Here is a 12,031-nt window from a genome sequence, read left to right as displayed (position 1 = left end):
TTCTATTGACTTTTACTAGCTGGTCTAAAATAAATTATTTAAACTCTTCCAACCTGATTTATAAGTTTGTCCAAAGACTCATCTATAGATTGAACGGCCTTTTGGTTTGTTTCAAAAGTTCTCATTGTAGTAATCATATTTGCCATGGTATTAACTACATTTACATTTGAACTTTCAAGAAAGTTTTGTTTTACATTTGCATTAATTTCCCGGGCACCTGTTGTTCCTCTATACAAGTTGTCCCCCGTCTTTGTTAAATTATTATAGTCATTAAAGTCTACTGTATATAATTTATACCTTGGGATTCCATCTATACTTATATTTCCCTGCGAGTCACACTGTAATTTTCCATTTCCAACATTTATAGCTCCTAAAGCCCCTGTCTGTATATCCCTTGCAAGTACGGTATCGCCACTGTCATCTACAAGAGTCCCATTGATATTTATATGAAAATGACCATCTCTAGTATAATATGTATTATTTGCATTACCTTCTTGTCTTGATACTGTAAAAAAGCCTCTGCCTTCAATAGCAAAATCTGTAGCTATATCGGTCTGCTTTATGCTGCCCTGGCTAAATTCAGTATTTACTCCATTTACTCTACTTCCAAGGCTTATACTCCCTATTACATTTCTTGCATTTTTTCCATTAACTATCTTATCGTAATTTTGCAGGAGCATATCACCAAAATCACCTACTGCAAGATCATCCTGTTTAAATCCTACTGTGTTTGCATTTGCAAGATTGTTTGTTATAACATCCTGTTTGGCTTCCTGGGTTATCATGCCTGATACTGCTGAATAAAAACTTCTAATCATCTTTTTCCTCCATTCTGATTATCAATAACCTTTATTTCTTCTGGATATTGCATTCCCATAGACCTTGCTTTTTGCTCTATTTGATTTTTACTCATTGTATATCTGATTTTTGATTCAAGCATTACAGAAGTTGCAATTATGATTCCAATTCCAATTCCCAGAAGGACTTTTCTATCACTTAACAATTCAAGAATTGCTATAATTTTTTTTATTGTTTTATGTATAGTTCCTCTATTAATAGCAATTCCCCCTTGCCTATTCCAGTACTCTCCGATATTTCATCTATTGACATATTATCATCCAACATTTCCTTTATTTCATCTATTTTAACATTATTATAATTTTCGAATTTAGATATTTCCTCACTTGATTCACTTTTCTCCATATTATAATTATCTTTAACTTCATTATCATTTTTCTCTATCTGTTTCTGAAGTTCAAAAATTGTCTCTGCAAATTCATGTCTGAGATTGCCTATTTCCACATCAAAATCTTTAATAGAGCCACTGCTTTCATTAAGTTTGTTTTGAAAAGAATTTTTTTCTTTAAATATACTTTTGGCATTAAAAACTATAAGTAATATTCCTATTATAAATAGTATAATTGATTCCATTACAGGATTCCACCCCTAGATTTCATATTTTAACTTTAACATGGCTTTTCTAAGATGTATTATAGCCCTGCTGTGCAGTTGACATACTCTCGATTCAGATACATTTAAAATCTTTCCTATCTTCTTTAATGTAAGTCCTTCATAATAATAAAGTGTAAGAACCAAATTGTCTTTTTCATTTAATATTTCAAGTGCCCTGGTCAAATATTCCAACTGTTCTTTTTTTTCCAGACTTCTTTCAGGGCTTGGACTTTTATTGTCCTGTATCGTACCTATAATAGGAATATTATCATCTTCTGAAAATATTAAATTTTCAAGGGATACTACTGATATATAATTAATATAATTTTCTATTTCAACTATGTTTTTAATAGATATATCTAATTTTTTGCATATTTCATCATTGGTAGGCTCTCGTCCCAATTCTGTCTGAAGTAACTCTATCGCCCTATTATATCTGTTAAGCTTATCTATAGCTCCTTTTGGAATAGGACTATTCTTTCTAAGTTCATCTATCATGGATCCCTTTATTCGAATAGAAGCATAGGTAGAAAATTTCATACCACGGCTTTCATCAAATTTATTTATAGCATCCATAAGTCCTACTATACCGTAGCTAACCAAATCTTCATATTCAATATATTTGGTTTTTCCTATTATAACTCTAGAAGCAATATATTTTACAAGAGGAAGATATCTCTTTACCATCTCTTCTTTTACATCAGATTTAATTGGTACTGCCATTGCTACTCCCCCTTTACTCCTTTTCTTATCTGTTCTCTCATAATTTCAAAAACCAATTCTATTATTTTTTCTCTAGTATTTTTATCCACATCAACAAAAGATATTCCGCATATAAGTTTTTTATTTTCTTTATTATTACTTATTCTAACTATTTTCCCCTTTAAAGTTATATTCTTATCATCAACAGGTATAATAATTATAAGTTCACAACCATATGTTATTTTATGACCAAATTTGGCATCAATAGCTAATTTCATTCCTCCACCACTTATATTAAGCGAGGTAGCATTTAAGAAATTTATTTGATTATCATCAGTAATTACAGAGTATAAAATTTCTTTGGTAAATGGTACTCTTACAAAATTTCGTCTCTGATATTCCCTTACCTCGGTAGGTTTTTTGATTACTACTATAAATATTCTATCTATTTTTCTTGAAACAACTACTGTATTAAAAGTGTACATTTGATTATTATCAAAATATATACATTTTATCTTGTCACCTTTATGAAGTGGCAAATATGTTCCATTGTTAACTGGAATACTTATACCAATACAATCATTTCCCACATCTTGAATATTGCTTTTATAATATTCATCTTCCATTTCTATCTCAATTCTGCTGTTTACTTCAAACTCAATATTAGAGGGCATATAAATCTTCTCCTTATGAAAAAATATCAAAAATTCTTTTAAATAATTGCTGAATTCCACTATCTTTTTTTATACTTTTTACTCCAAGTAATTTTTGTACTATATTTCTTATATCTTCTGATGCTGCTGAACTAGGAAAATTTATTACTACTGGTACTTGATTTTTAACTGCTTGTACTAACTTTCTATCTTCTGATATACATCCAAGATAATTTAAATTTATACTTAAAAATCTATTTACTGCAGCATTAAATTTATTGAAAACTTTCTCTCCCTCTATATTGTCGAATACTTTATTTATAATAATACTGGCTGAATTTTTAATTTTAAAATAATCTACAACTTTTATTAAACTATAGGCATCTGTAATAGCTGTAGGTTCAGGTGTTGTAACTACAAATAGATAGTCACAGCAAGTTATGAATCCCAAGACACTCTTATTTATTCCAGCACCAGTATCCATTATTATATAATCAATATCCTCCAATTTAGATAACATTTTAATAAAATTATCTCTTTGCTCCTCTGTAATTTCATTTAATTTTGATATTCCCGTTCCACCTGGAAGTAATTTTATTCCAAATGGTCCTTCTATAACAACATCTTCAATATTTTTACCTTTAAATATTATATCATATACACTGTATTTAGGTAAAAATCCCATAAGTACATCATCATTTCCCATTCCTATATCTGCATCAAATATAAGAACCTTTTTATTCATCTTCTGGAGGCATATAGCTGTATTCACTACAAAATTACTTTTACCTACACCTCCTTTTCCAGAAGTAATTGTAAGTATGACAGGTCTTTTCTGATTATTTGTTTCATAATTTTTTTCACTTTTTTTTACAAGTTTTCTTAATTGCTCAGCCTGATCTAGCATATTATATCCTCTCCTAGTACAAGCTTTGTAAGTTCATCTGAATCCATACACTTAATATCTTCTGGCACGTTTTGTCCTGTAGTAACAAAACTAATAGGCTTGCTGGACGAATTTTCAATATTTAGTATGGAACCATATGTACAGGTTTCATCAAGTTTAGTTATTATTACATTATTATAATTTAATTGCTTGTATCCATTTACTATTACATCTATATCACTGTTCTTAGTAGTACAACTTATTACAAGATGGATATTATCTGTATTTAATTTATTAATAAATGTTCTCAATTCTGATATCTGCATTTTATTTTTACTACTTCTCCCTGTTGTATCTACTAAAATAACATCGCAATCTTCCATGCTCTCAATGGCCTTCTCCATATCTTTAACATTAAGTACTACTTTAAAAGGTATATTTATTATATCTGCATAAGTTCTCAATTGTTCAACAGCACCTATTCTATAAGTATCAATAGTTATAAGTCCAACTTTTTTATTTTCAACAAGTGCCATTTTCCCTGCAAGCTTTGCAATAGTAGTAGTCTTTCCAACACCTGTTGGTCCGACTAAAACTACTGTTTTATCAAGCTTTCTATGATCTACTCTAATCATATTTTGTACTACAAGTCTGAGCTTTTCCCTATCCTCCAAATCTCCTGTTATTGTACTCATTTCCCGCATTATATTGTTAATTACAGATGTATTTAAATCACTGTTTTCCAATTTTAGTTGAAGTTTGCTTTTTCCTATACCTATTGAGTTTTGCATTACATTATTTAACATATTTCTCATATCTTTTACTTCTTTTATTATATCCTCATTATTTATACGTTCCAGATCATGTGTTTTATGCTTTACTGCCTTTTTAAATGCTTCAATACTTTCGGTGGTATCATAATCATTTATATCTCTTGTATCTGAATTGTCTGCTGTTACTGTAACCTCAAATATCTTCTGTGAAAAAAGTCCTAAAAGTCCACCCTTTCTTATCTTCCTCTGGCTTATTATAACAGCATCCTTTCCAAGTTCACGTCTTATTTTTAAAATGGCTTCATGCATATTTCTAGCTTTATATTTTCTCACAATCATTTTATTGAAACAACCCCTTCGGTTTTTATCTCCACATCATTAGGTATTTCGTTTAATGAAAGTACATTTACAGAAGGAAATACCATTTCAATTAGCTTTCTAAATGCAGCTCTTATTTTAGGAGATACTAAAATTACAGGTTGATTATCATTAAAATAAACTGAATCCAAAGTTGATTTTAGTGAATTCAATATTTTGCTGGTAGTATCCGGATCTATGGCCGGAAATGAACCTTGCATGGACTTTTGTATATTATTTGCAACCAATTCTTCCAAATCAAGTGAAAGTGTAACTACAGTAATTGAGTTGTTTTCATCAATTAGAGAATTGCATATACTCCTTCCAAGAGCAAATCTAACATACTCCGTCAAAAGTTCTATATCTTTTGTATTTCTCGAATTATCTGCAAGTGATTCTAGAATTGTTACCATATCCTTTATGGAAACTCTTTCTCTTAAAAGGTTTTGCAGTACCTTTTGAACTTCTCCTATGGTAAGAAGATCAGGTATAAGTTCCTCTACAACGGTAGGATACTTTTCTTTAACAGAATCTAAAATCATTTTTACTTCCTGTCTACCTATCATTTCATAAGAATGATTTTTAATAGTTTCAGTTAAGTGTGTAACCATAACTGTAGTAGGATCTACAACTGTAAGCCCCTTTATCTCAGCCTCTTCCCTCTGATCCTTGTTTATCCATGTAGCTGGCAATCCAAAAGATGGCTCTACTGTACTTATCCCTGATATACTATTTTCTCCATTTGTAGGATCCATACACAATAACATATTTGGCATTAGTTCCCCCTTGGCAACCACAGTTCCTCTTATCTTTATAACATATTCATTGGTCTTAAGCTGAAGATTATCCCTTATTCTTATAGGTTGTACTACTATACCCATCTCTATAGCACATTGTCTTCTGACTGAAGTTATTCTTTGAAGCAAATCTCCTCCTGAGCTCTCATCTGCAAGTGGAATAAGCCCGTAACCTATTTCAATTTCCATTGGTTCTACAGATATCAAATTCATTACATTTTCAGGTTCTTTATTCTCTATTTCAGTCATTTCCTGCTGCTTTACCTGACTCTGTTGTATATTGTGCTGCATTTCATCTTTATATAGAAGATATGCAGCTGTCATGCAAAGTGCAGACAGTATTATAAATGCTATATGTGGAAGTCCGGGTATTATAGCCAAAAATAGTAAAACTGCAGCTGCAATAGCTATCACTTTCGGAAAACCGGTTAATTGTTTTATAGCTATAGTACCAAAATTTTCATTGTCTCCGGAACGTGTAACAAGTATACCTGAAGCTGTAGATATGAGAAGCGCCGGTATTTGAGATACAAGTCCATCACCTATAGTAAGTTTTGTATAAGTCTGGGCGGCATCTGAAGCACCCATACCCAAAACAACTATTCCCATTATAATTCCAGCAATTATATTTATAACTACAATTATAAGCGATGCTATTGCATCACCCTTTACAAATTTTGAGGCACCATCCATGGCTCCATAAAAATCTGCCTCTCTCTGCAGTTTCTCTCTCCTGTTTTTAGCTCCCCTTTCATCTATCAATCCTGAGTTCAAATCTGCATCTATACTCATCTGCTTGCCTGGCATTGCATCTAGAGTAAATCTTGCCGAAACCTCGGCAACTCTTCCTGCACCATTTGTTATTACAATAAACTGTATAATAACTATAATTAAAAATATAATTATACCTACCATATAATTTCCACCTACTACAAAGCTTCCAAATGCATTTATAACCTCTCCGGCGTATCCATCTCTAAGTATAAGTCTCGTAGATGAAATATTAAGTGCCAATCTAAATAATGTAGTTATTAAAAGCAATGTAGGAAATATGGAAAATTCAAGTATTTCAGTAGTAAACATAGTTAAAAGTATAATAACTATGGATAGTGTTATATTGGATGCTATAAGTACATCCAGTACTGCTGCTGGCAGTGGAATTATTATCATGAAAACTACCATTATTACTACTAATGGCATTAATACATCTTTATTTGCTTTTAATCTAAACTTTCCCTTAATTTTGCTATCTTCCAAAATATCACCCCATCTTGTAAACCAAAGCCAATATTTCTGCTACTGCTTGATACATCTCAACAGGTATTTCCATATCTATATCTACTTTTTTGTATATAAGCCTAGCAAGCGATCTGTTTTCAAATATTGGAACATCATTATCCTTAGCTACCTGTTTTATTCTAAGAGCTGTATTATCTAATCCTTTTGCTACAAGAACAGGTGCATCCTCACCTTCTTTGTATTTCAGCGCCACAGCTACATGTGTAGGATTTGTAACTACTACAGTTGCTTTTGGAACCTCCTGCATCATTCTCCTCATAGCCATTTCTCTCTGCTTCTGCCTTATTTTATTCTTTATCTGGGGATCCCCTTCATCCTGTTTGAATTCCTCTTTAACTTCCTGTTTTGACATTTTAAGATCATTGTTGTACTGTCGGAGTTGAAACATATAATCAATAACTGCAATTATAATCATGATCAGTGTTATCCTGAAAAATATTCCTACAGCCAGGCTTCCTACAGCCTTAGCTACTGCCTGCACATTCAATTCTCCCAGTGTCATTATATATGTATAATTTTTCTTTACAAAACTGTAGCCTACATACCCTACTATAACTACTATAACAGTGTCTTTTAAAAGCTCCATCAAAGATCTTACCGAAAACATACGCTTTAGCCCATTTATAGGATTCAATTTCTTAAAATCCATTTTCAATGGTTCCATGGTTATAATACCCCTGGTCTGAAAAAAATTAGCCATAACACCAATAACAAGTATGGGAATCACCACTGGAAGAATTACTACGGCAAGTCTCCATATAGTTACAAATAATATTTTATTTAAACTGTCATAGCTAAGTGCAGTATTCAAATAATTATTTAAAAAAGCTATCATAGTTGAACCAAGTTGTGTACCTACATATCCTCCTAAAATTGCAATAAGCAATGTAGATACCAAAAGTGTCATAGCCAATGATACTTCTTTACTCTTTGCCACCTGGCCCTTTTTCCTTGCCTCACTCTTTTTTCTCGGAGTAGCTTCTTCTGTTTTATCATCTTTTGCGAATACCAGGAGTACAGGCAAGGCATTATAGAATCCTCTAAAGGAATTCGGTATGGCAGTAAATGCACCTTCTATTAGTTTTAAAAATATAGGAAGAGCAAAACAAAATGATGCAAGCCCTATCAATATTTTAATCGGAAGCCCAAGTATCATTACGTTTAACTGAGGAACTGTTCTTGCAATAAGTGACATGGTCAAATCTGCAAATAATATTATTAAAATTATAGGCAGTGCTATTTGGATTGATATAGTAAAATACTCTATAAAAGCTTTAATTATTACATTAATAGAAGCCTGATTCAAAAATAGATTACCAAGCTTTATTATGCTAAAACTTTCAATTAAAGATTTTATAAGCATATGATGGCCATCTACTACAAGAAATATTACCAGGCTAAACCAATAAAGCAGTCGCTCAATTAATGTAGTATTGCTGTTCGAAGATGGATCAAACATACTCATCATCGACAATCCAACTTGAGTATCCATGAGATTTCCTGCAAGCCTTACCATAGAAAAACACAAGCTTGTGAGGAATCCAAGTGCAAGGCCTGCTGCTGCCTCATTTAAACAGTTAAACATAAAATACATGGTATTATCTATACTGCTTACAGAAGAATAATTTATTCCCGGCATCAATATATAGGCCATAACTATAGTAATTCCAACTTTAACTATATTAGGAGTCCCTTCCGGAAAAAATACTGGAACCAGTACAAAAAAGCAGAATATTCTTATTGATACAAGCACTAAAGCTGTCAAGTACAATGTATTTATCAAATTATCCAACTCCAATTATATGTGTTCATTGCGTTATCTGTGCTATGTATGTAAAAATTCTTTGAGTAAAATTTACTAGTTGATGAAGCATCCAGCTTCCTGTTATAAGTCCAACTACAGCTATAGCTATAAGCTTTGGTACAAAGGTAAGAGTCTGTTCCTGTATCTGGGTAGTAGCCTGAAATATACTTATTATAAGCCCTACAATTATTGAAACTGCCAGAATTGGAGCACCTACTATAAGCCCTGTCTGTACAGCATCTTTTATAATGCCAATTACCATGTTTTCACTCATTCAACTCACCTCACGAGAAACTTGAAATCAAGGATTTTACAACTAAATACCATCCATCAACCATTACAAATAGAAGTAATTTAAATGGCAGGGATATCATAACCGGAGGGAGCATGAACATTCCCATAGACATGAGAACACTTGCAACTACCAGATCTATTATCATAAATGGTATATAAATCAAAAATCCTATTTCAAATGCAGTTTTAAGTTCACTTATCATATAAGCAGGAATTACAACATAGAGTGGAGCATTTGATCCATTTTCTGTAACCTTGTAATTTAATTTTGCCTGATCTACAAATAACCTTAAATCCTTTTTCCTTGTCTGCTTTAACATAAACTGCCTCAATGGCTTTGCTCCAGCATCTATAGCCTGCTCCTGGGTTATTTTATTTTCCATATATGGAGTAATTGCATTTGAATTTATCCTTGAATACACTGGAAACATTATAAAAACTGTCAAGAACAGTGCAAGCCCTATCAATACCTGATTAGGAGGTGATTGCTGTGTACCCATGGCAGTTCTTAAAAATCCAAATACCACTATAAGCCTCACAAAACTTGTCATCATCATTATAAATGAAGGAAGCAGTGTAATAACTGTAAGCATTACAAGAAGCCTTATGTTTTGCACATACTGCTGAGGAGTAGACGAAGATGAACTTCCATTATTCATAGAAACATTTATATTGGGTATTGGCATAGTCTGTGATGCATCTGGTGCTGCATATACATGCTGTGAAACCATAATAGCTATAATAAAAATCAGAATAGATATAGACATAGCTATAATATTTTTCCTGTGTTTATTTTTCATGCTTATTATCTTCCTTTTTATATCTAAGTTTTTTTACCCATTCATTGTTTAATGTATTTTTCACTACCTTTTCAATACCAGATCTTTCATAGAAATCTTTTAGATTTTTATACTGTGGAAGTTCATTGACCTTTTGCAGTGTAGAAATTTCATCCTTGTCCAGTTCATATAATATCTCAATTCTACCTGTCGTTGAAGAAATTACATATGCTCTTTCCCCTATTTTCACTAAAAGTAAACTATTCTCCTTTGATATTTGTGATCTCTGTAGTATCTTTACAAATTTATTCTTTTGAACATTTTGGAATTTCCCACCACCATATTTGAGAGAAATATATATTAAAAAAATTACAAAGGCAAGGGCCATAATAGTTTTAAAAAACATCCATAAAAATTGTGAATCCATATATATTCTCCTACTGCACTATAAGATCTGTAAAATATACATTATTAATCTGGCCTTTTTTAAGCATAGGATTTACTTTCTGGATTATTTCCATCTTTATAGTATCCATATTCTTTGGAACTATATCAGCTGCTTTTTTAGTCCTCAAAATTCCAATAACAGCATCTGTCAACATAGGCTGTTTTTCAGTTAATTCAGCCGTTAATTTTTTTTCATCATATCCAAAATAAACTGATACTTTCAAATATCTGCTTGCATTTGTATCTGCAAGATTAACTGTAAGTCCATCAGTAGATGACACCTGGAATGTCTTGGATGATACCACCTGTGATAATGCTGATGAATTCACAGTTTGTGTCTGTCCAGTATTCTGAACTTGCGGCACCTGATTTTGCACTTGATTTTGAGTCTGTCCTGTCTTGTTGGAACTACTTAAAAATTTGCTGTATCCAATATAGGCTCCAGCCCCTATTACAGCAAGAATCAGTATAAATATAACAACCAACTTTCCCTTGGAAGAACCCGCCTTTTCTACTTTGTTTTCCATGATGCATACCTCCATTTGTTCATTTGCATTTATTTAAAATTGCCTTCGTATATTTTTCTCTTGTACATTATCACTTTCTCTACTATTTCATCATTGGATTCCTGGACTAAAAACTTTTTCCCGTTAATAAGCGTTATAACACTTTCAGGTATAGCATCCAATCTCTCTATATTATCTGCATTTAAAATAAATTCCTTATTGTCAAGTCCCATTAATCTTATCATAAAAAGCCTCCTAAAATAATCATAATTATATTATAAATCCAAACCATGTATATTTACCAGAGACTTATAAATTATATTACAGCCTATCAGTTAAATAGAGTTACTGATAGGCATAAAATATTAAAACATATTATCTTTTGAGATTTACCAAATCCTGTAGGACTTCATCATCTGTGGATATTATCTTTCCATTTGCCTGGAAAGCTCTTTGGGCTATTATCATGTCTGTGAACTGCTGTGCCAGATCAACATTTGACATTTCAAGCATTCCCTGATTTATATCTCCAAAGCTTCCACTGCCGGACGTTCCATAAGTTGCATCACCTGAATTTGGAGAAGTTTTATAGAGATTTCCTCCCATCTTTACAAGTCCGCCTTCATTCTGGAAAGAAGCCAGACCTATCTGTCCAACTTCATAAGAAGTTCCATCTCCAAGTTTTACAGTTATACTTCCATCTTTTCCGACAGAAAAGGAACTAACTTTTTGTGCATCAGTACCCGTATCAACTCCATTAGTAGCACTTGTATAATACTGTTTAATTGAAAGAGCAGTAGTTGGTTGACCTGTACCAGTAGCTCCTGAAGCATAACCCATAACATGATTTCCTTCCTGAGTCAAAAGATTTCCATCTTTATCAAGTACAAATGCCCCATCTCTTGTATAATAATCGTCAGTTCCTCCGTCAGGACTCACCACAAAATAGCCTGTTCCATCCAGTGCAAAGTCAAGGTTTCTATTTGTACTCTGCATACTTCCATTTGTAAAATCAGTACTTATACCACCGACCTTGACTCCAAGACCGCTCTGTTTTCCATTTACTCCACCAATACCATTGTTCACTGGTGCACTGGGATCTGAAAGATTCTGGCTTATCATGTCTTCAAAATTCATAGATTGAGTTTTAAAACCTGTAGTAGATGAATTTGCTATATTATTTGCAACTACATTTAATTTTTGCTGATTGGCTCTAAGTCCGCTAATTCCTGAATATAATGATGGTAACATATTTTTCCCTCCAAATTAATTTATTTTTGCA

15 protein-coding genes are annotated in these 12,031 nt (G+C 32.3%); all 15 read right to left on the bottom strand.

Features of this window, described 5'->3' with window-relative positions; genetic code table 11:
- Positions 1-38: 38 nt before the first annotated feature.
- Positions 39-818 carry a flagellar hook-basal body complex protein gene (locus J418_RS0108220; RefSeq protein ID WP_017750816.1) on the bottom strand — a complete coding sequence of 260 codons (780 nt, stop codon included), beginning with the start codon at positions 816-818 and terminating at the stop codon, positions 39-41.
- Positions 815-1,003: a hypothetical protein gene (locus J418_RS0108215; RefSeq protein WP_017750817.1), complete on the bottom strand. Its 189-nt coding sequence runs from the start codon at positions 1,001-1,003 to the stop codon at positions 815-817. Before J418_RS0108215 ends, J418_RS0108220 begins: the two co-directional genes overlap by 4 nt.
- A gap of 23 nt (positions 1,004-1,026) precedes the next feature.
- Positions 1,027-1,431 (bottom strand): hypothetical protein, encoded by a 405-nt coding sequence (locus tag J418_RS0108210; protein ID WP_017750818.1) that lies wholly within the window; start codon positions 1,429-1,431, stop codon positions 1,027-1,029.
- A gap of 15 nt (positions 1,432-1,446) precedes the next feature.
- Positions 1,447-2,175: a FliA/WhiG family RNA polymerase sigma factor gene (locus J418_RS0108205; protein ID WP_017750819.1), complete on the bottom strand. Its 729-nt coding sequence runs from the start codon at positions 2,173-2,175 to the stop codon at positions 1,447-1,449.
- 2 nt (positions 2,176-2,177) lie between these two features.
- Positions 2,178-2,828 (bottom strand): flagellar brake protein, encoded by a 651-nt coding sequence (locus J418_RS0108200; protein WP_017895343.1) that lies wholly within the window; start codon positions 2,826-2,828, stop codon positions 2,178-2,180.
- Positions 2,829-2,841: 13 nt separating this feature from the next.
- Positions 2,842-3,714, bottom strand: coding sequence for a MinD/ParA family protein (locus tag J418_RS0108195; RefSeq protein WP_017750821.1), 873 nt, complete (start codon positions 3,712-3,714; stop codon positions 2,842-2,844).
- Positions 3,708-4,805, bottom strand: a complete 1,098-nt coding sequence (flhF, locus tag J418_RS0108190; RefSeq protein WP_017895342.1) for a flagellar biosynthesis GTPase FlhF — start codon at positions 4,803-4,805, stop codon at positions 3,708-3,710. The genes J418_RS0108195 and flhF overlap by 7 nt, the downstream gene beginning before the upstream one ends.
- Complete coding sequence (gene flhA / locus J418_RS0108185; protein ID WP_051035647.1) at positions 4,802-6,820, bottom strand: flagellar biosynthesis protein FlhA; 2,019 nt, start codon at positions 6,818-6,820, stop codon at positions 4,802-4,804. The genes flhF and flhA overlap by 4 nt, the downstream gene beginning before the upstream one ends.
- Before the next feature lie 61 nt (positions 6,821-6,881).
- Positions 6,882-8,702, bottom strand: a complete 1,821-nt coding sequence (locus J418_RS0108180) for a fused FliR family export protein/FlhB family type III secretion system protein (RefSeq protein WP_017895341.1) — start codon at positions 8,700-8,702, stop codon at positions 6,882-6,884.
- 25 nt (positions 8,703-8,727) lie between these two features.
- Positions 8,728-8,997: a flagellar biosynthesis protein FliQ gene (gene fliQ / locus J418_RS0108175; protein ID WP_017895340.1), complete on the bottom strand. Its 270-nt coding sequence runs from the start codon at positions 8,995-8,997 to the stop codon at positions 8,728-8,730.
- 10 nt (positions 8,998-9,007) lie between these two features.
- Positions 9,008-9,784 (bottom strand): flagellar type III secretion system pore protein FliP, encoded by a 777-nt coding sequence (fliP, locus tag J418_RS0108170; RefSeq protein WP_235807018.1) that lies wholly within the window; start codon positions 9,782-9,784, stop codon positions 9,008-9,010.
- 22 nt (positions 9,785-9,806) lie between these two features.
- Complete coding sequence (locus J418_RS0108165; protein WP_017750827.1) at positions 9,807-10,223, bottom strand: flagellar biosynthetic protein FliO; 417 nt, start codon at positions 10,221-10,223, stop codon at positions 9,807-9,809.
- A 10-nt stretch (positions 10,224-10,233) separates the two neighbouring features.
- Complete coding sequence (locus J418_RS0108160; RefSeq protein WP_017750828.1) at positions 10,234-10,770, bottom strand: flagellar basal body-associated FliL family protein; 537 nt, start codon at positions 10,768-10,770, stop codon at positions 10,234-10,236.
- Positions 10,771-10,799: 29 nt separating this feature from the next.
- Positions 10,800-10,994: a flagellar FlbD family protein gene (locus tag J418_RS0108155; RefSeq protein ID WP_017750829.1), complete on the bottom strand. Its 195-nt coding sequence runs from the start codon at positions 10,992-10,994 to the stop codon at positions 10,800-10,802.
- A 130-nt stretch (positions 10,995-11,124) separates the two neighbouring features.
- A complete protein-coding gene (locus tag J418_RS0108150; RefSeq protein ID WP_017895339.1) occupies positions 11,125-12,000 on the bottom strand; it encodes a flagellar hook-basal body protein in 876 nt (291 codons plus the stop codon).
- Positions 12,001-12,031 lie beyond the last annotated feature (31 nt).

The sequence above is a fragment of the Clostridium tyrobutyricum DSM 2637 = ATCC 25755 = JCM 11008 genome, assembly GCF_000359585.1.
Classification (GTDB): Bacteria; Bacillota; Clostridia; order Clostridiales; family Clostridiaceae; genus Clostridium_B; species Clostridium_B tyrobutyricum.
This window is presented reverse-complemented; position numbering and strand designations above follow the sequence as displayed.